This window comes from Herbaspirillum sp. Sphag64, assembly GCF_014192645.1.
Classification (GTDB): domain Bacteria; phylum Pseudomonadota; class Gammaproteobacteria; order Burkholderiales; family Burkholderiaceae_D; genus Herbaspirillum.
In genome coordinates this window covers 13,183-37,949 of sequence record NZ_JACHYE010000022.1, presented here as the reverse complement: position 1 = coordinate 37,949, position 24,767 = coordinate 13,183, and the positions used below count along the sequence as shown (strand labels likewise).

Below are 24,767 nucleotides of genomic sequence, written 5' to 3'. Positions count from 1 at the left end.
TGAAGTCTTCAATGAAAGCGTGTGATGCTAGTAGTCTTTTGTTGCGTTGGGCGATGCTTACCGCAATTAGGTCTTCACTTTCGATTTAGTACGAGGCGAAAAACCTATTGCACGGTGTGCAGGCACACCGTGCAAACCCTTCCTTAATTATTCATTCCAAAATTTTTCTGGATTGACTCACCCAAATTGACTGAAATCCGGCTTCCGCTTTTCAAAGAAAGCCGTGAACGCTTCCTTGGCAGCAGGCTCGGTGAGCATGCGCGAGAAATGTTCGACCTCGGCAACCATCTGCGCTTCGATGACAGTAACCTGATTGCGCTTCATCAATTGCTTGGTGACGCGGATCGATTGCGCTGGCAAAGCCGCCAGCTTGGCCGCCTGACCCAGTACGAACGGCAACAGTTCATCACCCGGCAGTACGCGGTTAACCAGGCCCATCTGCTGCGCTTCTTCAGCACCAAAGGCTTCACCCAGCATCAGCTTTTCGGCAGCGCGCTGGTAACCGGCGATCTGCGGCAGCAATAGTGAGGCACCGGCCTCCGGACACAAACCCAGCTGTGTGAACGGCATCGAGAATTTGGCGTTGTCAGCGGCATAGACCAGATCGCAATGCATCAGCAAGGTGGTACCGATACCAACCGCAACACCGGCGACGGCAGCGACCATGGGCTTGTTGGCATGACTGATCTGCCACAGGAACTGGAATACCGGCGCGTCCTTGGCGCTTGGCGGGTTCTTTAGAAAATCTTCCAGATCGTTACCGGCAGTGAATACTTGCGGATGACCAGAAAACAGAATCACACGGATCGCCGGATCGGTATCGGCTTGCTTGATGGCGTCGGCCATCTGTTGATACATGGCAGCCGTGATGGCGTTCTTGCGCTCAACCCGGTTGAAGTTCAGGTGCAGGATGCCCTGCTCTTTGGTGATATTGATATCCATACGTCTCCCTGAGTAAAAAAGCCGCACGGCATGGACCGTACGGCTTGATTTTTGTTATTGCACTGTTGGCTTGACCGCTGGTGCTTGGTGATTACACGCGCTCGAAAATACCTGCTGCACCCATACCCGTACCGACGCACATGGTCACCATGCCGTACTTCAGATTCTTGCGACGCATCGCGTGAATCGTAGTGGCGGCTCGGATCGCACCGGTGGCGCCCAGTGGGTGGCCCAAGGCAATCGCGCCACCCATTGGGTTGACCTTGGCCGGGTCCAGACCGAGGTCCTGGATCACTGCCAGCGCCTGTGCAGCAAATGCTTCGTTGAGCTCGATCCAGTCCAGTTGATCCTGGCTGATGCCCGCTGCACGCAAGGCCGCAGGAATCGCTTCCTTGGGGCCGATACCCATGATTTCCGGCGGCACACCGCGAACGGCAAACGAGGAGAAACGCGCCAATGGTGTCAGGTTGAACTGCTTGAGGATCTTTTCGCTGACCAGAATCAGTGCACCGGCACCGTCCGACGTCTGCGAGCTGTTACCGGCGGTGACGCTGCCCTTGGCGGCGAACACTGGCTTGAGCTTGCCCAGTGTTTCGATGTTGCTGTCGGCACGTGCGCCTTCGTCCTTGCTGACGGTGCGGGTCTTGACGTCAATCTGACCGGTGGCCAGATTAGGGAAGTGTTCAACGATGTCGACCGAGGTGGTTTCGTCATTGAATTCGCCGGCCAACTGGGCTGCAATCGCCTTTTGATGCGAGGCCAGTGCAAAGTTGTCTTGCGCTTCACGCGAGACCTTCCATTGATTGGCAACCTTTTCTGCAGTCAGGCCCATGCCGTAGGCCATGCCGATGTTTTCGTCCTTGAAGGCACCCATGTTGATTGATGGGTGAAATCCCATCATCGGGACCATCGACATCGACTCGGCACCACCGGCGATCATCACATCCGCCTGACCGACGCGGATACGGTCGGCCGCCATAGCGATGGCCGTGATACCGGAAGCGCAGTAACGGTTGATGGTCACGCCGCCGATGGTATTCGGCAAGCCTGCCAGCAAGATGGCGTTACGTGCCATGTTCAAACCTTGTGCGCCTTCCGGGAAGGAGCAGCCGATGATGGCGTCTTCGATCAGTTTAGGATCGAGGCCAGGCACTTGTGCCATGGCCGATTGAATCGCACGCACCAGCAGATCGTCCGGACGCACATTCTTGAACATGCCGCGCGGTGCTTTGCCGATCGGCGTGCGGGTCGCAGCGACGATGTAGGCATCTTGAAGTTGTTTGGTCATTTGTGGCTCCTGAATTTTTTACGTAGCAGCGTGCATTAGTTACGAACTGGTTTACCGGTCTGCATCATGCCCATGATGCGTTCCTGAGTCTTCGGATGGTTCAGCAGTTCCATGAACGCTTTGCGTTCCAGATCCAGCAACCATTGCTCGCTGACCACACTGCCCGCTTCGACCAATCCACCGCTGACGATCTCGGCAATCATCTGGCCCAGCTTGAAATCATGGGCGGAGATGAAGCCACCGTCACGCATATTGACCAGTTGCGCCATGATGGTCGCTACGCCGTAACGGCCAACCACTTCCACTTGCGGTGGCAGGGCTGGACGATAACCGGAGTCAAACATTGCACGTGCTTCTACCTTGGCGACATGCAGCAATTCGTACGGATTGAAGACAATCACGTCGTCCTGCTTCAGGTAGCCCAGCTTGCGCGCTTCCAGTGCCGACTTGGAGACATTGGCAGTCGCCGCTGCCAGCATGTAGTCCTTCAGGAATTGCAGAATGTCGTTGCCACGGGCTTCCTTGGCAGCGCGCACTGCCGCTTCCTTCAGGCCACCACCGGCCGGAATCAGGCCAACGCCGACTTCGACCAGACCGATGTAGGACTCGATCGACACCACGCGCTTGGCGGTGTGCAGCAACAATTCGCAACCACCGCCGAGGGCCAGACCAGCGACCGCAGCGATCACCGGCACATTCGCATACTTCAGGCGTTGATGTGCCTGTTGCAGATGATGTACCACCGGCTCAATCGCCTTGACGCCACCGGACATGAACAGCGGCAACATCGATTGCAGGTCAGCACCAGCCGAGAAGGCACCGCCTTCGGCAGCATCCGCGTGCCAGATCACCAGACCTTTGAAGTTTTTCTCGGCTTCGTCGAGTGCCTTGTTGATGCCGTCGATCACGCCTTGGCCAATGACGTGCATCTTGGTCTTGAAGGACAGGATCAGGACATCATCATTTTGATGCCAGATACGTACCGCATCATCTTCAAAGAAGGTGGTACCGGCAGTCTTGCCATCGGCGACACCTTCACCGGTCAGCGTGGCGCGGAAGGCCTGACGCTGATAGACCGGCAAGGTTGAGCGACCAACGAAGGTCTTCTTGGCTGGCGACCAGGAGCCTTGTGCGGTATGTACGCCACCGTTCTCTGCAACGGCACCTTCAAAGACCCAGGCTGGCAGCGCTGCGCTCGACAACGCGCGACCGGCATCGATGTCTTCCTTGACCCAGGTGGCGATCTGTTGCCAGCCCGCTGCCTGCCATGTCTCGAAAGGACCGACGCTCCAGCCGAAGCCCCAGCGCATGGCGAAGTCGAGGTCACGGGCATTGTCGGCAACCGATTCCAGATGCACGGCAATGTAATGGAAGGCATCACGGAAAATCGCCCACAGGAACTGTGCCTGGGGATTAGTCGAGTCATGCAACGCCTTCATGCGCTTGACGGGGTCCTTTTCCTTGAGGATGCGCACGATGATGTCATCAGCCTTGCCACCGCCGGGGACGTAGTCGCCCTTGGCAGCGTCAATACGCAGGATGTCCTTGCCGACCTTCTTATAGAAACCGGCTCCCGACTTCTGCCCCAGTGCGCCCTTCTCGACCAGCTTGGCCAGCAGTGGTGGCGTCGCATAGCTGCTGAAGAAAGGATCTTCCTTGAGGTTGTCCTGCATGGTCTTGATGACATGACCCATCGTGTCCAGACCAACCACGTCAGCGGTACGGAAGGTACCCGACTTGGCGCGACCGAGCTTGGCACCGGTCAGATCATCGACCACGTCCACCGACAGGCCATATTTTTCCGCTTCGATGGCTGTTGCCAGAATGCCGAACACGCCCACCCGGTTGGCGACGAAGTTAGGCGTATCAAATGCACGGACGACGCCCTTGCCCAGTGTCGTGGTCAGGAAGGATTCCAGTTGATCCAGAATATGTGGTGCGGTGCTGACGGTCGGGATCAGTTCCACCAGATGCATGTAACGCGGTGGGTTGAAGAAGTGCACACCGCAGAAGCGCGCCTTGAGTTCGTCCGAAAAACCATCCGACAAGGAGGTGATCGACAGGCCGGAAGTATTGGAGGCGAAGATCGCATTTGGTGCGATGAACGGCGAGACCTTCTTGTACAGGTCATGCTTCCAGTCCATGCGCTCGGCGATGGCTTCAATGATCAGGTCGCAGCCCTTGAGTACTTCCAGATCATCTTCATAGTTGGCGACCTGAATCAGGGCCGCATCATCCTTGTTTCCCAGCGGTGCCGGGCTGAGCTTTTTGAGGTTCTCGATAGCACGTTGCACGATGCCGTTTTTCGGACCTTCCTTGGCAGGCAGGTCGAACAGCACCACAGGCACTTTGGCGTTGATGCAGTGCGCCGCAATCTGAGCACCCATCACACCTGCGCCGAGCACGGCTACTTTTTTGACGATGAAGTTGGACACGCATGTCTCCTTAAGAATTGGCAATACCGATGAATACGGGTGCGGACAGGGTGCCTGCGCAGACCAGACTCAGGCACCCGCCGCGTTAAAACAGATCAGCGTCCAGAGCCATCAGGTTGGCCGAACCGGAACGCGCCTGACGAATCAAGGTTGCGGTTTCTGGCAACAGGCGCGCAAAGTAGAAGCGTGCTGTGGCCAGTTTAGCGGTGTAGAACTTGTCGCCACCGTCTTGTTTTTCGAGTGCAATCTTGGCCATTTGGGCGAAGAAGTAGGCATACACTAGATGCCCGACAACACGCAGATAAGGTACTGCTGCGGCACCAACTTCGTCCGGATTCTGGAAGGCCTTCATACCAATTTCCATGGTCAGCTTGGTGACCTTGTCGCCGATATCGGCCAGCGGTGAAATGAACTCTGACATGGCTTCATCGGTGCCGTTGTCTTCGATGAAGGCTTGCACCTTGGCACCGAACTTCTTCAGCTTGGCACCGTTGTCCATCAGGATCTTGCGGCCCAGCAGGTCCAGCGACTGGATGGTGTTGGTGCCTTCGTAGATCATGTTGATACGGGCGTCGCGCACATATTGTTCCATGCCCCATTCGGCGATAAAGCCGTGACCGCCGTAGACCTGCAGGCACTCGGATGTGGCAATCCAGGCATTGTCGGTAATGAAGGCCTTGACCACCGGTGTCAATAGCGCCACTTCATCCGCGGCTTCCTTGCGAACCTCCTCGTCCGGGTGGTTCAGTTCTTTGTCCAGTTGCAGTGCCACGTAGGAGCAGAATGCGCGGCCCCCTTCAGCATAAGCCTTGGCGGTCAGCAGCATGCGGCGTACATCAGGGTGCACGATGATTGGGTCAGCCGCCTTATCAGGTGCCTTCACGCCCGACAGGCTGCGCATTTGCAGGCGGTCTTTGGCGTAGGCCAGGGCATTCTGGTAAGCCACTTCAGTCAGACCCAGACCTTGCATGCCAACACCCAGACGCGCGGCATTCATGAACACGAACATCGCATTCAAACCCTTGTGTGGTTCGCCGATGAGCCAGCCGACTGCGCCATCCAGATTCATCTGGCAGGTCGCGTTGCCGTGGATACCCATCTTTTCTTCAATGGCGCCGCAGGTAATCGGATTGCGCGCGCCCAGCGAACCATCCGCGTTGGGCAGGAACTTCGGCACCAGGAACAGCGAGATTCCCTTGGAGCCCGAAGGTGCATCTGGCAGACGCGCCAGTACCAGGTGAATGATGTTGGCCGAGAGATCGTGCTCGCCCGCCGAGATGAAGATTTTGCTGCCGGTAATCTTGTAGGAGCCATCTGCCTGCGGCTCAGCCTTCGAGCGCAGCAGGCCGAGGTCGGTACCGCAATGCGATTCGGTCAGGCACATGGTACCGGTCCATTCGCCGGAGACCAGCTTGGGCAGATACAGTGCCTTTTGGTCATCGGTGCCGTGTGCGTGCAGGCATTCGTAAGCGCCATGTGACAGGCCGGGATACATGGTCCAAGCCTGATTGGCCGAGTTCAGCATCTCGTAGAAGGAATTGTTCATCACCAGTGGCAAACCCTGACCACCGAACTCAGGATCACAGGCAAGTGCCGCCCAGCCGGCTTCCACGTATTGCTGATAGGCTTCCTTAAAGCCCTTCGGTGGCGTGACGGTCTTGGTTTCCTGATGGTAGTGGCAACCTTCGCGGTCACCCGAATGATTCAGCGGGAACAATACCTGCGCAGTGAACTTGCCCCCCTCTTCGAGCACTTGATCGATCAGCTCACGGTTGGTGTCAGCGTGCGGTGGCAGCGTCTTGAGGACGTCTTCAACCTGCAGTAATTCGTGCAACACAAATTGCATGTCGCGAAGCGGGGCGGTGTATTGTGGCATGGTGTGTCTCCGACAGAACGGGATAATTTAAGAATGATCAGGCCGCGCTGGTAGCGGCCGATTTCGGGCGTTTGGCCGTTGCTGCACGCGCAGCCGTGGCCTTGGGAAGATCGGTTTTACGATAACTGTCAATGAGGCGATCAAAACCTGCCTGCGCCCGCTCCACGCTACCCGGTACCCGCAGGAAGCGGGCATCGTGATGCAGCGCCAGAATCAGGCCGTAGGTTTCATAGACCATTTGCTCGACGTCGATATCGTCGCGCAGATGCGCCATTTCAATCGCTTGATTGATACTGCGTTGCAAGGCATCGCGCCAGGCTTGCACCATCGCCACCAGATGGTCGCGAATGGCACCAGGACGGTCGTCATACTCCACCGCGCCACTGATATAGATGCAGCCCAGTGCAATTTCGACGCTGACCAGTTTCACCCAGCGTGCAAACATCGCCTGCAGACGCGGCAAGCCACGTGCTTCCTTGATGCTGGGATAGAACACTTCCTGTTCAAAACGATGGTGATACAGACGCACAACTTCGATCTGCAAATCCTCGCGTGAGCCAAAGTGCGCAAACACGCCCGACTTGCTCATTTTCATTTTTTCGGCGAGCAAGCCAATGGTCAGACCTTCCAGACCATCACGGCTGGCCAGCTCAAGCGCCACGTCAAGAATAGCGGCGCGCGTGAGTTCACCCTTGCGCATGAACTTCGGTCTAATCGCTTCAGAAGAGCTCTTCATCGTTGCAATCTGTCTCTTAAATACATCGTTGATGCCGACTGTCCCACCCTTGTTATATGCTTTGAAATTCGAGGGACAGCTCTCATTTTTTTATGCGAACGGTCGTACTATTATTCATTGGGTGACAAATGTCAAACAAAAAATGCGACCCTTGAGGTGCTCGGCAACAGCGATGTGAAAGAGACAGGCAAGACCTTGCTTGCCGCAAAGAAACACGCTACCTGATACAGCAGCGTGTGGCGATCTGGAACGATCAGGAAGTGGAATGATCGAGCAAACGGCGGTCGCGTTTGGTCGGGCGGCCTTTGATGGCGGCCGCTGGTTCCTGGAATAAATGTTGTCGTTCTACCAGCAAACGACGCTTCTCGACGCTGGCGGCAGTTTCGCCGTACAAGGCTTGCGCCTGCGTTGCCGAACCGCGTTTGTCGGCAATGCCACAGATCTGCACTTCCCATTCGGTGGCACCGTTATCGATGTCGAGCTTGTCGCCGATGCGTACCCCATGCGCCGGCTTGGTCCGTGCGCCGTTGAGCTTGACCTTGCCGCGCTCCACCGCCTCGCTGGCCAGTGATCGGGTCTTGAAAAATCGGGCGGCCCAGAGCCACTTGTCGATCCGCGTTGTTTCCATCCCAGGCTTCCTGCTTTCTACTGATCCGCTGATTTGCTTATTTTTCTGCTCAATAAAAATGCCGGTCTCGATGTTCTCAAGACCGGCATCTTCACGTACGCAACTTTTAGCCTCTGTGCAGCGGCTTAACGCTCCACTGCCAGCGCCACGCCCATACCGCCACCGATACACAGGCTGGCCAGACCACGCTTGGCATCACGGCGCACCATTTCATGCAGCAGTGTGACCAGAATACGGCAGCCTGAAGCACCGATCGGGTGACCAATCGCAATGGCGCCACCGTTGACGTTGATCTTGCTGGTATCCCAACCCATTTGCTTGTTCACCGCAATGGCTTGTGCGGCAAAGGCTTCGTTGATTTCCATGAGGTCCAGATCCTGCGGCGTCCAACCGGCCTTCTTCAAGGTCAGTTGTGACGCTGGCACCGGGCCCATACCCATGATGCTCGGATCCAGACCGGCCGACGAATACGACTTGATGCGCGCCAGTACCGGCAAGCCCAGTTCCGCAGCCAGCTTGGCCGATGTCACAACCACTGCTGCTGCACCATCATTGATGCCCGAAGCGTTACCGGCGGTAACGGTACCGTCCTTGGCAAACGCCGGGCGCAATGTTGCCAACGCATCAGCAGTCACACCTGGCTTGATGAATTCGTCGGTATCAAAGAGCACGGTTTCCTTCTTGCCCTTGATTTCGATCGGGATGATTTCGTCCTTGAATTTGCCTGCTTTTTGCGCGGCTTCTGCTTTATTTTGCGAAGCGGCGGCGAAGGCATCCTGCTCCTCGCGGGTGATCTCGAACTTCTTGGCCACGTTTTCAGCGGTGATACCCATGTGGTACTGGTTGTACACATCCCACAGGCCATCGACGATCATGGTATCGGTCAGCTTGGCATCGCCCATACGGAAGCCGTCGCGCGAATTGTTCAGTACGTGGGGCGAGGCGCTCATGTTTTCCTGGCCACCGGCGATAACGATCTGTGCATCACCGCACTTGATCGCCTGTGCTGCCAAGTGCACCGCCTTGAGGCCGCTACCGCAGACCTTGCCAACCACAAACGCTGGCACGCCATCAGGCAAACCAGAACGGATCACAGCTTGACGGGCCGGGTTTTGACCGACGCCAGCGGTCAAGACCTGACCCAGAATGACTTCGCTGATGCTTTCGGGCTTGATGCCTGTCTTGGCCAGCAAGGCCTTGATAACTTGCGCACCCAGATCGGCGGCGGCGATTTTGGCCAGGGAACCACCAAATTTACCGACGGCTGTTCGTTGTGCAGCAACAATGACGACATCATCCATGTTTCACTCCTTTGATTGAAAAATCCTGAAGTCTTTCCGGGGGTGGACTGACTTACTTATTGAAATCCGGACGATCATCTTAGAGCATTTTATGCAGGCTGGCGATACGGTGATTTTGCTGCCAACAAGCCAGCGTTCGCTCACCGCACCACCCTACCCTCAGCTGGCGTTACCAGGCTGCGCTTGGCACTTCTGAGAGCCAGTCAACGCGCAGGCGCGCATCGTCACGCAACAAACCCGCCGCCGCAATCGAGAGCCGGAACAGATGATCGGCCTCAACAATACTCACGGCCGGGCTGCGCCGCTGACCCGGCTCGGCATCTGCATTGGCGGCGCGCTCCTGATTGCTGGCGTAAGCGATTTGCAGACAGGTGCGAATACCGGTGCTGACATCGAGTACGATTTCGAGAAAATCGGCGTAAGGCGTGCCTTGGGCTGGGCCTTCGGTCCAGTGGAAGTCTTGATGGGTAGGAGTGTCGTCTTCGGTGGGTGAATTACTGGAATTGCCGGAATTACGGGGATTACTGTCAGTCATGATGCCTCCATGAGGGTCAACCGTGCAGAACAGGACCCACCAACTCCTCGCCAGACGAGGGTGGCGGGCACGAGACAGGGTTGACGGACCGGACACGTTAACACAACCGGCATACCCGAAGGTATCCCCGCCAAGGCCCGCCGTAGAGGCGTGCAAAGGCAGAACGAAATAGCCGCGCTGAAAAACGCGGCCATTCGCCGTTAACGTGTCTGGCCGTCAAACCAGTTCCTCTCTTTTTCGAGGACGGGACCAGAATACCGGTCGATAAAACTGCGGTCAATCGAATATTGTCAGATTGATACTTTTTACCGACGGAAATAAGATTGCTTTCTTTAAAGCAACGCGAAGGCGCCGATGAGTCACTTCCCCAACAAACAGTTTGAGGGGGCGCTGTACACCTTCGACCATTTAAGGCCCGTACACATCAAGCTTGCCCTCAATGCAGACCAAAGCGTGATGATCGACCTGCATATCAGCTTTGGTTGCCATTGTTTTACCGAAGCATTCGATGTAGCTGTACACCGGCCAGACCATCGCTATACCTACCGTCATGAGACGCGCGCCTTCAATCCATTGCGCTACGCATGCTCTTTGCAACTCGGGCAAGTGGTCCGAACGATGCTAAAGGGCAAAATCTACAACGCGCGGGAAAGCTATACCTATACGACGCAAGTTAGTCTGGCATCGACCATCGGGCCACAAAGCTATTCGATCTTTTTTAACCTGGAGAGAGATAAAGGCAAGCAGACGCCAACATTGCGGATGTTCGTTAAAAGCGCCTATGTGAAAGCCTTGGTCGCCAAACCACATGCGCAGAGTTGGCGCTTTGTGTCATTGGCGGGGCAAATTGCGGGAGTGTTTGCGTCGAAGGAAAAGAATCCCAAACCGGCAAAGAAAAATCAGAAGAAAAAGGCCCCGTAGGGCCTTCTCTTGGCAAGCCAAGCTTGCCTTGCGAGCCTCTGTTACCCCCGCTAACCGCAGGACCCAAATTGCTCTGGGCAGCACGTTCGTCTTTCACTCGCTCTCGAACTGTCTTGGGTGGGATGTTAACACAGCTGGCTTGCAAGAACCAAACATCTTCATGTGACTGAGGTTTGTTGAGTTCGGATAACGCATTGTTAATAAAACGAATAAAAGTAATACAAAAAGGGCTTGATCCACTTACTTTCTGTATATACACTAACTAATGAAGATTACCTATGACCCCGGCAAGAACCAGCGCAATATTGCTGCCCGGGGACTATCGTTCGATCGTGCTTGTGAGTTTGATTTCGAGACTGCCATGACGAAAGTCGATCAGCGTTATGCGTATGGCGAAACGCGCTTCATTTCGTTAGGCTATCTTGATGCGCGCCTGCATGTGCTGTGCTTTGTAGAAGTCGTGTCAGGGATTCGGGTAATCAGTTTTCGCAAGGCAAACAAAAGAGAGGTTGATCATTATGCGCGCCAAGAAACCATTGACTGACGCCAGCGGCGAGGTCCGCGCGTTATCCCAGGAAGACATGACAGACATGGTTCCCTTTTCCGGCCTGCCACCGTCCTTGCAAACCAAGTTGAAGAAGATTGGTCGTCCTGTTTCTGAACACAAAAAGCAGGCGGTATCGATTCGTCTTGACCCTGATGTATTAGCTGCCATCCGCGCCACTGGCGAGGGTTGGCAAACCCGCGTCAACGACGTGTTGCGTAGCAAGTTTGTGCGTTGATACGCAACAGCTCATCTGTGACCGAACCGGGAAAATTCAGTTGTGCTGCGCCAGAATCACCGCCAGCAACCCCGGAAAACGGCTTTCAATATCATCCCGACGCAAGCTGTTCATGTGCATGGTGCCGGTGCTTTCGGTGAGCACCAGCCCTGCTTCGCGCAAGACCTTGAAGTGATGCGACACCGTCGACTTGGGACGCCCTCCATCAAGCTCGCCACAGCTGGCAGATTCCACCCGCGCCAGATGACGCACGATGTCCAGACGAATCGAATCGCTTAAGGCGTAGAGCACGCGCTCAAGCGCAAATTCACTGGCGGGGGGATGTTTATAGGGGCGCATCTGCAGAATTGTACACCTTGGGCTATACTAGTTCCATTGTTCGAATATATTCGAACAAACGAATATATCCCCACTGACTTCTGCTCATTTTTTATCTCGAAGGAAACCACATGTCTGCCTTGTTTCAACCGTTCAAACTCAAGGGTGTCACCCTGCGCAATCGCATTGCTGTTCCACCAATGTGTCAATACAAGGCCGTCGATGGCGTCGTCAACGATTGGCATCTAACCCATTACACCAGCATCGCCCGGGGCGGCGCTGGTCTGGTCATTGTCGAAGCGACTGCGGTTGCACCTGAAGGCCGTATCACTCCGGGTTGCACCGGTTTGTGGAATGACGAACAGGCGCAGGCCTTCGCGCCGATCGTCAAGGGTATCAAGGCGGCTGGTGCCGTGCCTGGTATCCAGATCGGCCACGCTGGTCGCAAGGCAAGCGCTAACGTCCCTTGGGAAGGTGACGACCATATGGCTGCCGATGACAGCCGCGGCTGGGACACGATTGCACCATCGGCCATTGCCTTTGGCCATCACCTGCCCAAGCAACCGAAAGCGATGACGCTCGACGATATTGCGCGCGTGCGTCAAAACTTTGTCGACGCTGCCGTGCGTGCACGGGACGTCGGCTTTGAGTGGCTGGAACTGCATTTTGCGCATGGCTATCTGGGACAAAGCTTCTTCTCGGCGCACGCCAATCAACGCGATGACATCTACGGTGGCAGCGTTGAAAACCGTAGCCGCTTCCTGCTGGAAACCCTGCGTGCCGTGCGTGAAGTATGGCCAGAAAATCTGCCTTTGACGATCCGTTTTGGCGTGCTGGAATACGATGGCCGCGACGAGCAGACTTTGCTGGAATCGATTGAACTGATCCGTCAGTTCAAGGCTGCCGGTACCGATCTGGTGAGCGTCTCGGTCGGCTTTACGATTGGTGAAACATCGATCCCTTGGGGTACCACCTTCATGGGTCCGATTGCCGAACGTGTACGACGCGAAGCAGCGATCCCGGTCGCGACCGCCTGGGGCTTTGGTACCCCGTCGATTGCTGAAGGAGTGATCAAGGATCAGCAGATGGATCTGGTCATGATCGGCCGCGCCCATCTGGCCAACCCGCACTGGCCGTATCTGGCTGCCAAGGAACTGGGTGTGGAAAAGGCTTCGTGGACCTTGCCTGCACCTTATGCCCACTGGCTTGAGCGTTATTGAGCTGAGCCAAGGTAACGTCATGCCTTGTCAGAAAGGCTGATTGGCGTTCGGCGTTGCCGACAGTTTTACCGCGTATGCCATGGGCATACGCGGACCATCACAGTACTGGCTTGCCAATCGCCAGATCGCCACTGCTGCGCAATTTGTCACGCGGGGCCAGTGTCATGACCCAGCCTGTCAGTTGTCCATTGACATCGGTATAAACGCGCACACTGCCACGACCAATACCATTTTGACGCGTACCATCGGTACGATGACGGGTGTCGTTCTTGCCATGCGAACTGGAGGAGTCAATGACGACGATTTCCCATTGCTGGGTGTCGGGAATAATCGGGCTGACCGGGTGTTCTATCAGCTTGGGCTTGGCATCGACCAGCATGACGTGGCCGGTATCAATCTCGGCTGTGAATTTAGCGGCGAAGATATCGCCAGCCTCCACATCCGAAATCGATGCACGACGCTCAAAGCCCTCTCCAGCGGCAATCGCTTCATAATAATTTGCTGCCTTCGGATAGCCTTTCCAGTGTTTGCTCTGAAACACCTTCAGCACCTGTGGCTCGGTGCGGTCAAGCAAGGCATCGACCAGTCCGCTGCAATCGGTATGGACCTCCGGCCGAGTCACTTCGCTGAGCAGGAAGGTATCTCCCTTGAGCCGAATCCAGCCGTTGTAGCGATAGCTATTGTTTTCCGGAGCAACGTCATTGACCAGATTTCTGGCCAACTGCAGATAGGGCGGTACGTCCTGTGCATGGGCGGTCAATGACAATGAGAACAACAGTGCTGGCACAAAAAGATGACGAACTGACATGAAATATCCTCAAATCGCTAATCAAAACGCTAGTGTTGCTATTGCTGATGCTAGGCTGCAACGAGCAGTCTAGCGCAATGTAGTGCCTGCTGAACAAACACGCAATTTTCGCAAAGTCGGCTAAGTCGCCGCTTTTACGCCGCGATACACTTTGCGACATGAAAACCCCTCGTGCCGAGCAAATTTATCGTCAGCGGGTCGCGCGCATCGTCGCCTTCCTCGTGGCGCATCCATTAGTGGAGCATCGCCTTGAAGATCTGGCGGCAATGGCACATTTTTCTCCGTATCATTTCCATCGTATTTATCGCAGCGTGGCAGGCGAAACCGTCAGCGCGACAGTGCGACGTATACGGCTGGCGCTAGCAACGCGGCTGCTAGAGCAAGGCAGTCACAGTATTACGCAAGTGGCTATGGAAGTTGGCTATGAAAGCCCGCAGTCGTTCACGCGGGCCTTTGGACAATTTGCCGGGCAGTCGCCAAGCGACTTTCAGGCGCAACTTCATCGTGTCGGCTACGACGCTGATGCGATGCCACAGGTAGAAGTCATCGAGCGTGCAGCGCAACGGCTGGTTGCCTTGTGTCATCAGGGGCCGGTGTCGACGATTCCGCATACCCATAGACGACTGCGTCAACTGCCGCTTGCACCTATGGTTTCTGCCTGGATGGGGGCCTGCTATGGAGATCCGGATGAGCCCCCTGATTTCCGCTATTACGCGGCGGCGGCGCTGACGTCAGATGTGAACCCGGCTGAACCAGCGCTGGAGTACATCGAAATCCCTGCAGGTCGCTATGCGCGTCATTGTCTGCACGGTCCCTATACCAACATCAGTGCAACGGTAAGCACGATCTTCAAACGTTGGCTACCCGCCAGCGGCTATGAGGCCGATGATCGTCCAGTGCTGGAACACTACCTCAACTCCCCTCACGATACCGCTGGGGACGCTTTGCGTACCGATTTACTGATCCCCATCCGTTCTGCCTACAGGGAGTAATTCTGCCATGCAGTTTTTCCGCCATTTTGTGTTCATTATTCTGTGTTTGCTGACATCGCTGTCGCATGCAGCAGGTTTCAGCTTCATCGAGGTTCCGGCTGATGCTGACGGTCCTACGCTACGCGGTGCCGTATGGACACCCTGTAACAGCACAGCAGCGCCACTATTGCTGAGTCCGCTGGTCATCAGTGTCGTCAAGGATTGTCCGGTTGCCGGTAGTAATCTGCCGTTGGTGGTAATCTCGCATGGCAGTGGCGGCTCTTTTCTGATGCACCACGATACTGCTGCGGCATTAGCTGATGCAGGATTCGTGGTGGCTTCCATCAATCATCCGGGTGACAACTTTCAGGATAGGAGCGAGCGTCCCCATCTTTGGTCCTTTGCCAACCGCCCAATAGATATGCGTCGGCTGGTCGATTACCTGTTGAAATCCTGGCCCGGCCGCAGCAATCTGGATGCACAGAAAATCGGCCTGTTCGGGTTTTCACGCGGTGGATACACTGGCATGGTCGCCGTCGGTGGTGTGCCGAACTGGACGTTGCGCAAGGATCTCTGCCCGCAGGATTCCGACATTGCCATTTGCGACGAGATACGCCGCCACGCCTTTCCGGCTCCGCCATCGACTGACCCACGTATCAAGGCGGCTGTCATTGTCGATCCGTTGAGTTTTTTTGACGCTGATGGACTGCGACAGATTACGGTTCCGATTCAGCTCTGGGCCTCTGCCAACGGTGGTGACGGCGTAACGCTGGCCAGTGTGGAAACAATACGCCGCGCGCTGAAAACACCTCTGGACTGGCACGTAGTGAAAAATGCCGGGCATTTCGCCTTTCTTGCTCCCTGCCCGCCTGTGCTAATGCATGATGCCCCGGAACTATGTCGCGATGCAGAAGGTTTTGACCGTGGTGCTTTTCATCAGGAATTCAACGCTGCAGTGACACATTTTTTTCAGCAAACGCTGACGTCGCCGGCAACAAACTAGGGTTGCTGCCTGTGACGGTATTCACGCATCACGTCCGAGCGTAATCACACCGATGACCAATCGGTATAGCAAAAATGCCATGCCATACCAGCAACGCTTATGCCAGGGAATGTGCAGATAATCCTGCAATTGCACAACCCTGCCATCAATGGTTCCCGCCTCGATTTCGGCACGCAGGGTGGCGGCAAAGGTAGCATCGTTAATGACGACATTGGCTTCCTGATTGATAAACAGGCTGAGTCCATCGTAATTGCTGGAGCCCACTGTCGTCCACTGATCATCGATGACGGCGACTTTGGCGTGCAACTGGCTTTTGGTGTATTCGACAATCTGTACACCCGCCTTGAGCAGTTTTGGATAGAAGGACTTGGCAACCGCATCTTGCACATCAAACTGACCAACGCCGAGTAACAGGGTCACCTTGACACCGCGTCGTGCAGCTTCCTCCAGACCTCGTCGCAGCTTGCGCCCGGGTGCAAAATAGGGATTAGCGAGCAAGGCGCTATGACGTGCGCGGCCCAGTGCATGCAGATAGGCACGCTCGATGGTGCGCCGATGCCGCAAGTTGTCGCGTACCACCAGTGCCGCCTGCGCACCACTGGTCGCATTCTGTCCGCCGGGTGTCAGATGACTGCTCCGGAAACGGTCCCAGCGCGCCCGCAGTTTCATCTTGCCGATACGTATCCATTGGGCTTGGGCTTCACGATGTAAATCTTCAACCAACGGGCCACGAATACGTACTGCGAAATCCCAGCGCGGCGCGGGAAGCGGCTTGCGACTGCCTTCATCGGAGAAAAAATCATCATTGATATTAATGCCACCGACAAAGCCCACGCTACGGTCAATCACGCATAGCTTGCGGTGACTACGGGCGACGCCGCGGCGAAACCAAGGGTTGAAGGAGCGATGCTGCACTGCCGTCTCCAGCAGACTATGTTTGAGTTGCTGGGTTTCCAGACGGCCGGTACCGTGCCAGTCGGAAATGACACTGACCTCGACACCGCGCGCGGCGGCACGCACCAGCGCATCGCGTACTTGAATACCGGTATCGTCAATACTGAAGATGTAGGTTTCCAGGTAAATCTCAGCGTGAGCCTGATCAATGGCGGCAATCATTGCAGGGAAAAATTCAGCGCCGCTGCGCAATAACGCAATGTCATTGCCGCCGCTATAGTTCATCATGCGCATGGGTGGTGGTCGTTATCGTACTTTTTTTATTCAGCAAGGTGAGATGCTGCGCTAGTGTTTTCATGTTAAATGCAGCGTCGTGATGATCGGCGCATGGTCTGACAAGGTAGCCCATAAGCCACCGCGCAGGACTTGAGCAGTTTCCACCTCAAAACCACGCAGGTAGATGCGATCAAGCTGTAATACTGGCATCGCCGCCGGGAAGGTGCGTGCTGGTTGTGGCTGATGTGCTGTACTCAGGCCGCTGAGTTGGCGCAGATAACCGATCAGCCCGGTGGTCTTGACCTGCTGATCGAATACTTCCTTCACCCCCAGTCGCTCTCGCAACATGTCGCTGAGCTGGTTGCTCCAGTCATTGAAATCACCGGCAATGATGATCGGCGCATTGGTCCCGGCCGATGCCAGCACGGCCTCAATCAATGCTGCCGTCTGGCGCCGTCGACCACCGGCAAACAAGCCCAGATGAATCACGTAGCAATGCACGGCAGTGCCCTCGATATCGAGCACGCAATGCAGGATACCGCGCGACTCGTACGCGTGGTCGGAGACATCCTGATTGCGGCTGGCGGCAATGGGGAAGCGTGACAGCAGTGCATTGCCGTGATGGCCGTGATCGTAGACGGCGTTCATGCCATAGGCGACATGATGAGAGCCCTCAGCCAGATATTCATGCTGCCCCAATTGCGGCCAGCTGGTGGTGTGACGGACAGCATTGCGATCGTGACGGCCCTGGACTTCCTGCAGGAACAGGATGTCGGCATCGAGCTTAGTCAGCGCCTGTTTGAGCGCATGAATGCGCGGGCGTCCCGTCAATGAGGTCACGCCCTTGTGTATGTTGTAGGTGGCAATGCGCAACTGCATGGATCGGCCTTACCCCTTTCGTGAAACGTGGTATTGCGTGAAATACTCCGCCGCTTCCTATTGTGGCATGGGCTGCAGCATCTGCGGTAGTTGCAGGATTGCCTCGGCATTGGAGGGCGAGAAACACAAATCAGCAGCGGCCTGATAGGGCAGCCACTGATAGCGAGTGTGCTCGCGTGGCGCGAGTGTTACCGAAATATCTCTGGGTACCAGTAGACCAAAGACATGCTCGGTATTGTGCGTCACTCCGGGAGCATAGCGATGACGCCAGACCGGGTAGATTTCGTAGACATTGGAGAGTTGCCAGTCACACAGGTGATGTGCTGGTACGCGAGGATCAGTACCGACATGGATACCGGTCTCTTCGCCGACTTCTCGCGCGGCGGTCTGCCGCAATGGTTCGTCGAGGCTATGCATGGAACCGGTGACCGATTGCCAGAAGCCGGCCTTGTCTGTGCGTTCGATCAGCAAGACTTCCAGCGCGGCAGTATGGATGACAACCAATACGGATTCTGGAATTTTGTAGGAGGCTGACATTGTTCTGGACCCTGTTTTGACATGACCAACATGCCGTCATTGTATAGGGCCGGACCGCTTTATGCTGCGCTAGCCTGCTCTACCAGCCAGTTGCGAAAACGACGGGCCGCCGCATGCTCGACCCGCTCACGCGGCCATACCGCATAGTAACCGCCACCCAGGCTGGCGCTGGCGTTACAGGCAGGTACCAGTAAGCCATCACGCAAACAGGGATCAATCATGTTGCGCCAGCCCAGCACGATGCCGTGTCCCTGGATCGCCAGTTGGACCAGGATTGGATACTGGTTGGCCAGAATCTGATGCGCGATCCGTGCTTCCGGCAAGCCGTTCTGAGTCATCCAGGTTTGCCATGAAAGCCACTGCCGCTGACCGTCCTCGATGGTCAGCAGCGTTTCCTGCAGCAAATCCCGAGGGCGCAGCTGGCGGTGTCTCAGATAAGCAGGCGCACATACCGGGAACACTTCTTCATCGTAGAGACGGCGTGCGGCAAATCCGGCAGGAGGACCATCACGCAGGTAATACATGCCGATATCAAAATCGGTCTCAGAGAGCGCAGCAAGGCTGTCATTGACAACCAGCCGCAGATGGCATTCAGGCTGCAGTGCCCGAAAGCTGGCCAGCCGTGGTGTCAGCCATAGAACGGCAACCCCGGAGGAACAGGCGACCGTCAGTTCGCTGTGCCCCTTGCGCTTCATGATGTCTTCAGTCACTTCGGCGCAACCTACCAGCAGACGCTGCACCTCTTCGGCGTAGCGCTGCCCGGCGACGGTCAGGCGCAGTGAACGCGGTTCACGCAAGAATAGCTTCTTGCCCAGAAAACGCTCCAGCTGGGCAATTTGTCGACTGATCGCGCTTTGCGTCAGATACAGCTCGGCGGCAGCGCGCGTGAAGCTGCCGTGGCGTACGGCAGCTTCGAAGGCAACCAGCGACGGCAAGGGTGGTAGCGGTGAAATACGCATGATGGCGACATGCTCCTGAGAGAACAGATAACGCCATCATAGAGCGAAATTCATGCCTGACGGAGGCAAGCTGCAACGTGGGCTTACAGACTGCTACGATGCACGTAGCCACTTTGCATGACCAATGCCAGATGCTCGCCCTGCCCGGTCAGCAAGCCTATATCGTCGAGTGGATTGCCGTTGACCACAATCAGGTCAGCACGGGCACCAACTCTTACGGTACCAAGTTCACCCTCGCGCTGCAAAATAGCAGCAGCGATGGAGGTCGCTGAGCGAATGGTTTCCAGATTACCGAGGATCTCGGCACGGATCAGGAATTCCTCCGACTGGCTCTCATGCATCTCGCCCAGCAGATCGGAACCAAAACCCATCGGTACGCCATGCTCGGCATAGATCTTCAGCGAATCGCGTCCAGCCTGACGCACGGACTCAATCTTGGCCACCGAGTCGGCTGGCAAACCGAGCCGTGCACCATCACGTGCCAATGCATCGTAGGTCACCAGGGTTGGCACCACGAAGGCACCGTGCTCGCGCATGATCTGTGCTGCCGCCGCATCAACCAGATTGCCGTGCTCGATGGTACGCACGCCACAGCGGACCGCGCGGGAAATGGCCCGGCCGGTATAGGCATGGGCCATGACATAGGTTTGTGCGGCTTCGGCTTCGGCCACGATAGCGCGAATTTCGTCTTCGCTGTATTGGGTGTTCCCAATCGGATCGGTCGGTGACGCCACGCCGCCGGAAGCCATGATCTTGATCTGGGTAGCGCCCTTCTGCAACTCTTCACGCGCCGCTAGGCGGACGGCATCAACGCCATCGGCAACGCGTGCTATGGCACCGGCACGAAACGCGCAGGAGCAGGGTTCCAGCACATCCGAGCGCGGCCGGAAATCACCATGGCCGCCGGTCTGTGACAAGGCCTTGCCCGACGGGAAAATCCGTGGTCCCGGTACCAGACCAATGGCGATAGCCTGTGCCAGTCCCCAGTCGGCACCACCGGCATCACGCACCGTAGTAAACCCACGGTTAAGCATCGCCTCGACGATGGGCAAGGCACGAATCGAGGTCAGTGACCCGGGCTGCAATGCGTTGGCCCCCAGATTGGCGAGCGATGCCAGCACATGCACGTGGCAATCGATGAGACCAGGCATGATGGTTTTGCCAATGACATCAAACCGCTGCGCATCGGGTGCATCGATGGGATCCGGCGAAATCGCAGTGATACGCTCACCCTCGACAAGCACATGATGTCCACGGAGCAATATGCCGTAGGCGGGATCAAGAACGTTACCGCCCTGGAGAAGAATTTTTGTCATGATGATTCAGCGTTGTTGCAAATACTGTGGGTCGCGCACAAAACGTGTGCCGATTAAGCTGATGGCAGCGGCAATCATCACGTAGAACGCGGGTGCCATGGTGTTGCCGGTGGCCGAGATTAGCCAGGTGATGAAGAAGGAGGCAAAGCCGCCAAAAATGGTCACCGCAAAGTTGTAGGCAACCGACAAGCCGGTGGACAACACCTTGGCGGGAAACAGTTCCGAGAAGGCGGCCAGGATCGGCGCGGTATAGATGGCGATCAATACGCCGAACACCAGTTGAAACAGCAGCAGCGATGACAGTCCCGGTGCGGCATTGATGTACGCAAACATGGGATAGGCCAGCAGCAGGATCAACAGTGCGGAGCCCGACAACAGAATCCGGCGACCAATACGGTCAGCAATGCGTCCAACGATCGGTGCGGCGATCATGATGCACAGACCTCCAACCATGCCGGCGATAAAGCCAGTTGATTGCGGCTGCTTCAATACCTTGATTGAATAGGTTGGCATGTAAAACAGCAGCACATAGGTACACACTGTCCACAAGATCACCATAGAAAAACTGGCGGCAGTTTCGCGTGGGAATTGGCGGAATACTTCCTTGAGCGGCGAGTTGGTCTTTTGAGCACTATCCTGAAAAGCGGGCGTTTCATCCAGGTGGTGCCGAATGTAATAACCAACCGGACCAATCACGATACCCAGCAGGAACGGCAGGCGCCAGCCCCAGCTCGCCAGTGACTGCGCATCCAGACTGCTGGTGACGAAGGTACCAACAGCCGCACCGAGCAAGACAGCCAGACCGATACTGGCCTGAATCCAGCTGGAGTAATAGGCGCGCTCTTTGGCTGGCGCATACTCGGTCAGGAAGGCGGTTGCCGAGCCCATCTCGCCGCCAGCAGAGAACCCCTGCAACAGACGGGCGACCACGATGATACAGGGTCCTAGTATGCCAACCTGGGCATAGGTGGGCGCCAGTCCGATCAGGGTGGTACCGGCTGCCATCAAGAGGATGGTCATGGACAGCGCGGCCTTGCGTCCTACCCGGTCAGCGTAGATGCCTAACACGATGCCACCCACCGGGCGCATGAAAAATCCAACACCAAAGGTAGCCACTGCCAGCAGCAATGAAGTCAGCTCACTGCCGGTGGGGAAAAACTGCTTCGCAATGATGACGGCGAAAAAACTGTAGACCGTGAAATCGAACCATTCCAGTCCATTGCCGATGACGGTGGCAATGATGGCGCGGCGACGCTGATCACCACTGACTGCAATTGGTGCGGCAACGTAGGCGGTATTGGCTTGCATGACTCCCCCTCAGGTAAATGCGTGTTCGCTGCGTTCGTAGGTGTTGTGCAGACAGGTCTTCGCTTAATCATAGGAGGAGCACTGCATCAGCCAAAAATGAAATCTATGCATGCGGCCATGCTTGTAGCGCATGCATACGTAAAAAATTTATAGTAAAAGCGCGATACCAGCGTGATCGGCAGGCACGAAGAAAAAGGGCGTCATGCCTTTCAGCATGCGCCCTTTTCTTGAGTGGCCGCGACAGCAACAACTGCGCTGTCGACTACCGAATCACATTACATCCTTACCTCATTACAGCAACACCTATATCAAGCCTTGATGACAGGTTCTGCGTTACGCAAACGGATATGCAGTTCGCGCAGTTGCTTCTCGTCGACCGCCGATGGTGCCTGGGTCAACAGACACTGTGCACGTTGGGTCTTGGGGAAGGCAATGACGTCACGGATCGATTCAGCACCGGCCATCATGGTGACCAGACGGTCCAGACCAAAGGCGATACCGCCGTGTGGGGGCGCACCGTATTGCAATGCGTCGAGCAGGAAGCCGAACTTCAGGCGTGCTTCTTCGTCGTCGATCTTCAGCGCGCGGAATACCTTGCTCTGCACATCGGCGCGATGGATACGGACCGAACCGCCGCCCAGTTCCCAGCCATTGAGGACCATGTCGTAGGCCTTGGCAATCGCCGCGCCCGGATTGGTCGAGATGAAGTCTTCGTGGCCATCCTTAGGCGAAGTGAACGGATGATGCAGGGCAACCCAGCGTTGATTGTCTTCGTCGTATTCGAACATCGGGAAGTCGACCACCCACAGCGGACGCCAGGCGTCGTCGAACAAACCGTTCTTCTTGCCGAAGTCGCTGTGACCAATCTTCACGCGCAGCGCGCCGATGGCATCGTTGACCACCTTGGCCTTGTCGGCACCAAAGAAAATCAGGTCGCCGTCTTGCGCGCCGGTCTTTTCGATGATCGCGGTCAGGGCGGCATCGTGCAGGTTCTTGACGATCGGCGATTGCAGACCATCACGGCCCTTGGCCTTTTCATTGACCTTGATGTAGGCCAGACCCTTGGCGCCGTAGATGGCGACAAACTGGGTGTAGGCATCGATTTCGGAACGTGGCATGTCAGCACCACCTGGCACGCGCAGGCCGACCACACGGCCACCTTCACTGTTGGCAGCGCCCGAGAAGACCTTGAACTCGACATCCTTCATGACGTCGGTCAGTTCAGTGAATTCCAGCTTGACGCGCATGTCCGGCTTGTCCGAACCATACATGCCCATGGCAGTGGCAAAGTCCATGACCGGGAATGGGTTCGGCAGATCGATGTCGAGTGCCTTCTTGAATACCAGACGAATCATGCCTTCGAACAGATCCCGAATTTCCTGCTCGTTGAGGAACGAGGTTTCACAGTCGATCTGGGTAAATTCTGGCTGACGATCAGCGCGCAGGTCTTCATCGCGGAAGCACTTGGTGATCTGGTAATAACGGTCAAAGTTGGCCACCATCAGCAATTGCTTGAACAATTGTGGCGATTGCGGCAGGGCGAAAAATTCGCCGGCGTTGACACGTGAAGGCACCAGATAGTCACGTGCGCCTTCCGGAGTGGACTTGGTGAGCATCGGGGTTTCGATATCGATGAAACCTTGCTCGTCGAGGAACTTGCGCACTTCCATGGCGACCTTGTAACGCAGACGCAGATTGTTTTGCATTTGCGGACGGCGCAGGTCCAGCACACGGTGAGTCAGGCGGGTGGTTTCGGACAGGTTGTCGTCGTCGAGCTGGAACGGTGGCGTCACCGATGGATTCAACACTTCCAGCGCATGGGCCAGTACTTCGATCTTGCCCGAAGTCAGGTTGGCATTGGAGGTGCCTTCCGGACGGCTACGCACCACACCGGTGATACGCAGACAGAATTCGTTACGCACGGCTTCAGCATTTTTGAAGACGTCAGCGCGATCCGGATCACAGACCACTTGTACCAGACCTTCGCGATCGCGCAGGTCGATGAAGATCACGCCACCGTGATCGCGACGACGGTGGACCCAGCCGCACAGGCTGACGGTTTGGCCGAGCAGGGCCTCTGTTGTGAGACCGCAGTATTGAGTTCGCATGGACATATTCAGGTTCCGGTTACAGTGTATTTGAGTCAGTTTTCAGGTGTTGTTTGGTGAGGGCCTGGGCGTACAGCCTGATCAGCTGGATCAGCCTGCTTTGGCTACGCCCGGGGTATTCACTTTCTTGTCGGCCAGTTCGGGAGCCACCACTCCCATGGAGACGATGTACTTGAGCGCTTCGTCGACGCTCATGTCGAGCTCGATGGTGTCGACTCGCGGCACCATCAGGAAAAATCCGGAAGTCGGGTTGGGTGTGGTCGGCACATACAGGCTGACGTAGTCGCCTGCCAGATGATTGGCGACCTCACCACCGGGCGTCCCCGTCAGAAACGCGATAGTCCAGGAGCCCTGACGCGGATACTGCACCAGCATCGCCTTGCGAAAGGCATTGCCGGACGAGGAAAAAAGCGTATCCGAGACTTGCTTGACGCTGGAGTAGATCGACTTGACGACTGGAATCCGGGTCAGCAAACCTTCCCACAGACGCACCACCTGACGCCCGATGAAGTTGCGCGTGGCAACCCCGGTCAGGAAAATGATCAACAGCGTCAGGATGCTGCCCAGACCGGGAATGCGAAAACCGATCAGCGCTTCCGGCCGCCAGCTGACGGGCAGTAGCAACAGCGACTGATCCATGGTGCTGATGATTAGATTAAGTACCCATAACGTGATGGCCAGGGGTACCAGAATCAGCAGGCCGGTGATGAAATATTTGCGCATGAT

At 56.3% G+C, this 24,767-nt stretch carries 24 protein-coding genes; 6 read left to right on the top strand and 18 right to left on the bottom strand.

Annotation, left to right across the window (positions count from 1 at the left end; all coding sequences use genetic code 11):
• Positions 1–177 precede the first annotated feature (177 nt).
• The 8 genes from FHW66_RS20165 to FHW66_RS20130 all read right to left on the bottom strand — a co-directional run bounded on the left by FHW66_RS20165 (position 178) and on the right by FHW66_RS20130 (position 9,741).
• Positions 178–942: an enoyl-CoA hydratase gene (locus FHW66_RS20165; protein WP_183381618.1), complete on the bottom strand. Its 765-nt coding sequence runs from the start codon at positions 940–942 to the stop codon at positions 178–180.
• 91 nt (positions 943–1,033) lie between these two features.
• A complete protein-coding gene (locus FHW66_RS20160; protein WP_183381617.1) occupies positions 1,034–2,230 on the bottom strand; it encodes an acetyl-CoA C-acyltransferase in 1,197 nt (398 codons plus the stop codon).
• Between the two features lie 35 nt (positions 2,231–2,265).
• The gene (locus FHW66_RS20155; RefSeq protein WP_183381616.1) at positions 2,266–4,665 is read right to left on the bottom strand and encodes a 3-hydroxyacyl-CoA dehydrogenase/enoyl-CoA hydratase family protein; all 2,400 of its coding nucleotides are present in this window, start codon (positions 4,663–4,665) and stop codon (positions 2,266–2,268) included.
• 85 nt (positions 4,666–4,750) lie between these two features.
• On the bottom strand, positions 4,751–6,541 hold the full coding sequence (locus tag FHW66_RS20150) for an acyl-CoA dehydrogenase C-terminal domain-containing protein (protein WP_183381615.1): 1,791 nt from the start codon (positions 6,539–6,541) through the stop codon (positions 4,751–4,753).
• Positions 6,542–6,578: 37 nt separating this feature from the next.
• On the bottom strand, positions 6,579–7,277 hold the full coding sequence (locus FHW66_RS20145) for a TetR/AcrR family transcriptional regulator (protein WP_255459084.1): 699 nt from the start codon (positions 7,275–7,277) through the stop codon (positions 6,579–6,581).
• A 253-nt stretch (positions 7,278–7,530) separates the two neighbouring features.
• On the bottom strand, positions 7,531–7,905 hold the full coding sequence (locus FHW66_RS20140) for an RNA-binding S4 domain-containing protein (RefSeq protein ID WP_183381614.1): 375 nt from the start codon (positions 7,903–7,905) through the stop codon (positions 7,531–7,533).
• 125 nt (positions 7,906–8,030) lie between these two features.
• On the bottom strand, positions 8,031–9,206 hold the full coding sequence (locus tag FHW66_RS20135; RefSeq protein ID WP_183381613.1) for an acetyl-CoA C-acetyltransferase: 1,176 nt from the start codon (positions 9,204–9,206) through the stop codon (positions 8,031–8,033).
• Between the two features lie 169 nt (positions 9,207–9,375).
• Entirely contained in the window at positions 9,376–9,741 is a 366-nt protein-coding gene (locus FHW66_RS20130; RefSeq protein WP_183381612.1) for a hypothetical protein, read from the bottom strand.
• A 354-nt stretch (positions 9,742–10,095) separates the two neighbouring features.
• Between FHW66_RS20130 and FHW66_RS20125 the strand changes: the two genes are divergently transcribed.
• The 3 genes from FHW66_RS20125 to FHW66_RS20115 all read left to right on the top strand — a co-directional run bounded on the left by FHW66_RS20125 (position 10,096) and on the right by FHW66_RS20115 (position 11,444).
• On the top strand, positions 10,096–10,662 hold the full coding sequence (locus FHW66_RS20125; RefSeq protein ID WP_183381611.1) for a hypothetical protein: 567 nt from the start codon (positions 10,096–10,098) through the stop codon (positions 10,660–10,662).
• A 265-nt stretch (positions 10,663–10,927) separates the two neighbouring features.
• Positions 10,928–11,206 (top strand): BrnT family toxin, encoded by a 279-nt coding sequence (locus tag FHW66_RS20120; protein ID WP_183381610.1) that lies wholly within the window; start codon positions 10,928–10,930, stop codon positions 11,204–11,206.
• Positions 11,181–11,444, top strand: coding sequence for a BrnA antitoxin family protein (locus FHW66_RS20115; RefSeq protein ID WP_183381609.1), 264 nt, complete (start codon positions 11,181–11,183; stop codon positions 11,442–11,444). The genes FHW66_RS20120 and FHW66_RS20115 overlap by 26 nt, the downstream gene beginning before the upstream one ends.
• Positions 11,445–11,480: 36 nt before the next feature.
• Here FHW66_RS20115 and FHW66_RS20110 read toward each other — a convergent pair whose 3' ends face one another.
• Positions 11,481–11,783, bottom strand: coding sequence for a helix-turn-helix transcriptional regulator (locus tag FHW66_RS20110; RefSeq protein ID WP_183381608.1), 303 nt, complete (start codon positions 11,781–11,783; stop codon positions 11,481–11,483).
• A 110-nt stretch (positions 11,784–11,893) separates the two neighbouring features.
• Here FHW66_RS20110 and FHW66_RS20105 point away from each other — a divergent pair, with 110 nt between their 5' ends.
• A complete protein-coding gene (locus FHW66_RS20105) occupies positions 11,894–12,982 on the top strand; it encodes an NADH:flavin oxidoreductase/NADH oxidase (RefSeq protein WP_183381607.1) in 1,089 nt (362 codons plus the stop codon).
• A 97-nt stretch (positions 12,983–13,079) separates the two neighbouring features.
• Here the strand turns inward: FHW66_RS20105 and FHW66_RS20100 are convergent, their stop codons facing one another.
• Positions 13,080–13,790, bottom strand: a complete 711-nt coding sequence (locus FHW66_RS20100) for a hypothetical protein (RefSeq protein ID WP_183381606.1) — start codon at positions 13,788–13,790, stop codon at positions 13,080–13,082.
• A 158-nt stretch (positions 13,791–13,948) separates the two neighbouring features.
• Between FHW66_RS20100 and FHW66_RS20095 the strand changes: the two genes are divergently transcribed.
• Complete coding sequence (locus FHW66_RS20095) at positions 13,949–14,782, top strand: GyrI-like domain-containing protein (RefSeq protein ID WP_183381605.1); 834 nt, start codon at positions 13,949–13,951, stop codon at positions 14,780–14,782.
• Positions 14,783–14,789: 7 nt separating this feature from the next.
• Positions 14,790–15,764 (top strand): alpha/beta fold hydrolase, encoded by a 975-nt coding sequence (locus FHW66_RS20090; RefSeq protein ID WP_183381604.1) that lies wholly within the window; start codon positions 14,790–14,792, stop codon positions 15,762–15,764.
• Positions 15,765–15,785: 21 nt separating this feature from the next.
• On the opposite strand, the gene clsB is transcribed toward FHW66_RS20090, so the two are convergent.
• The 8 genes from clsB to FHW66_RS20050 all read right to left on the bottom strand — a co-directional run bounded on the left by clsB (position 15,786) and on the right by FHW66_RS20050 (position 24,764).
• The gene (gene clsB, locus FHW66_RS20085; protein ID WP_183381603.1) at positions 15,786–16,952 is read right to left on the bottom strand and encodes a cardiolipin synthase ClsB; all 1,167 of its coding nucleotides are present in this window, start codon (positions 16,950–16,952) and stop codon (positions 15,786–15,788) included.
• Between the two features lie 60 nt (positions 16,953–17,012).
• Positions 17,013–17,813 carry an endonuclease/exonuclease/phosphatase family protein gene (locus FHW66_RS20080; RefSeq protein ID WP_183381602.1) on the bottom strand — a complete coding sequence of 267 codons (801 nt, stop codon included), beginning with the start codon at positions 17,811–17,813 and terminating at the stop codon, positions 17,013–17,015.
• A gap of 57 nt (positions 17,814–17,870) precedes the next feature.
• Positions 17,871–18,350: a dihydroneopterin triphosphate diphosphatase gene (gene nudB / locus FHW66_RS20075; RefSeq protein WP_183381601.1), complete on the bottom strand. Its 480-nt coding sequence runs from the start codon at positions 18,348–18,350 to the stop codon at positions 17,871–17,873.
• Positions 18,351–18,409: 59 nt separating this feature from the next.
• Positions 18,410–19,309, bottom strand: coding sequence for a LysR substrate-binding domain-containing protein (locus FHW66_RS20070; RefSeq protein ID WP_183381600.1), 900 nt, complete (start codon positions 19,307–19,309; stop codon positions 18,410–18,412).
• An 83-nt stretch (positions 19,310–19,392) separates the two neighbouring features.
• On the bottom strand, positions 19,393–20,625 hold the full coding sequence (locus FHW66_RS20065; RefSeq protein WP_183381599.1) for an amidohydrolase family protein: 1,233 nt from the start codon (positions 20,623–20,625) through the stop codon (positions 19,393–19,395).
• 6 nt (positions 20,626–20,631) lie between these two features.
• Positions 20,632–21,933: an MFS transporter gene (locus FHW66_RS20060; RefSeq protein ID WP_183381598.1), complete on the bottom strand. Its 1,302-nt coding sequence runs from the start codon at positions 21,931–21,933 to the stop codon at positions 20,632–20,634.
• 308 nt (positions 21,934–22,241) lie between these two features.
• Positions 22,242–24,047, bottom strand: coding sequence for an aspartate--tRNA ligase (gene aspS / locus FHW66_RS20055; protein ID WP_183381597.1), 1,806 nt, complete (start codon positions 24,045–24,047; stop codon positions 22,242–22,244).
• An 84-nt stretch (positions 24,048–24,131) separates the two neighbouring features.
• Positions 24,132–24,764 carry a DUF502 domain-containing protein gene (locus tag FHW66_RS20050; protein WP_183381596.1) on the bottom strand — a complete coding sequence of 211 codons (633 nt, stop codon included), beginning with the start codon at positions 24,762–24,764 and terminating at the stop codon, positions 24,132–24,134.
• Positions 24,765–24,767: the final 3 nt, after the last annotated feature.

Coding starts and splice junctions, on each gene's coding strand:
- FHW66_RS20090 (WP_183381604.1), top strand. CDS start 14,790: ATGCAGTTTTTCCGCCATTTTGTGTTCATTATTCTGTGTTTGCTGACA.
- FHW66_RS20065 (WP_183381599.1), bottom strand. CDS start 20,625: ATGACAAAAATTCTTCTCCAGGGCGGTAACGTTCTTGATCCCGCCTAC.
- FHW66_RS20150 (WP_183381615.1), bottom strand. CDS start 6,541: ATGCCACAATACACCGCCCCGCTTCGCGACATGCAATTTGTGTTGCAC.
- FHW66_RS20095 (WP_183381605.1), top strand. CDS start 13,949: ATGAAAACCCCTCGTGCCGAGCAAATTTATCGTCAGCGGGTCGCGCGC.
- FHW66_RS20125 (WP_183381611.1), top strand. CDS start 10,096: ATGAGTCACTTCCCCAACAAACAGTTTGAGGGGGCGCTGTACACCTTC.
- FHW66_RS20060 (WP_183381598.1), bottom strand. CDS start 21,933: ATGCAAGCCAATACCGCCTACGTTGCCGCACCAATTGCAGTCAGTGGT.
- FHW66_RS20105 (WP_183381607.1), top strand. CDS start 11,894: ATGTCTGCCTTGTTTCAACCGTTCAAACTCAAGGGTGTCACCCTGCGC.
- clsB (WP_183381603.1), bottom strand. CDS start 16,952: ATGCGCATGATGAACTATAGCGGCGGCAATGACATTGCGTTATTGCGC.
- FHW66_RS20135 (WP_183381613.1), bottom strand. CDS start 9,206: ATGGATGATGTCGTCATTGTTGCTGCACAACGAACAGCCGTCGGTAAA.
- FHW66_RS20130 (WP_183381612.1), bottom strand. CDS start 9,741: ATGACTGACAGTAATCCCCGTAATTCCGGCAATTCCAGTAATTCACCC.
- FHW66_RS20080 (WP_183381602.1), bottom strand. CDS start 17,813: ATGCAGTTGCGCATTGCCACCTACAACATACACAAGGGCGTGACCTCA.
- FHW66_RS20115 (WP_183381609.1), top strand. CDS start 11,181: ATGCGCGCCAAGAAACCATTGACTGACGCCAGCGGCGAGGTCCGCGCG.
- FHW66_RS20140 (WP_183381614.1), bottom strand. CDS start 7,905: ATGGAAACAACGCGGATCGACAAGTGGCTCTGGGCCGCCCGATTTTTC.
- FHW66_RS20050 (WP_183381596.1), bottom strand. CDS start 24,764: ATGCGCAAATATTTCATCACCGGCCTGCTGATTCTGGTACCCCTGGCC.
- aspS (WP_183381597.1), bottom strand. CDS start 24,047: ATGTCCATGCGAACTCAATACTGCGGTCTCACAACAGAGGCCCTGCTC.
- nudB (WP_183381601.1), bottom strand. CDS start 18,350: ATGTCAGCCTCCTACAAAATTCCAGAATCCGTATTGGTTGTCATCCAT.
- FHW66_RS20160 (WP_183381617.1), bottom strand. CDS start 2,230: ATGACCAAACAACTTCAAGATGCCTACATCGTCGCTGCGACCCGCACG.
- FHW66_RS20070 (WP_183381600.1), bottom strand. CDS start 19,309: ATGCGTATTTCACCGCTACCACCCTTGCCGTCGCTGGTTGCCTTCGAA.
- FHW66_RS20110 (WP_183381608.1), bottom strand. CDS start 11,783: ATGCGCCCCTATAAACATCCCCCCGCCAGTGAATTTGCGCTTGAGCGC.
- FHW66_RS20100 (WP_183381606.1), bottom strand. CDS start 13,790: ATGTCAGTTCGTCATCTTTTTGTGCCAGCACTGTTGTTCTCATTGTCA.
- FHW66_RS20120 (WP_183381610.1), top strand. CDS start 10,928: ATGAAGATTACCTATGACCCCGGCAAGAACCAGCGCAATATTGCTGCC.
- FHW66_RS20165 (WP_183381618.1), bottom strand. CDS start 942: ATGGATATCAATATCACCAAAGAGCAGGGCATCCTGCACCTGAACTTC.
- FHW66_RS20145 (WP_255459084.1), bottom strand. CDS start 7,277: ATGAAGAGCTCTTCTGAAGCGATTAGACCGAAGTTCATGCGCAAGGGT.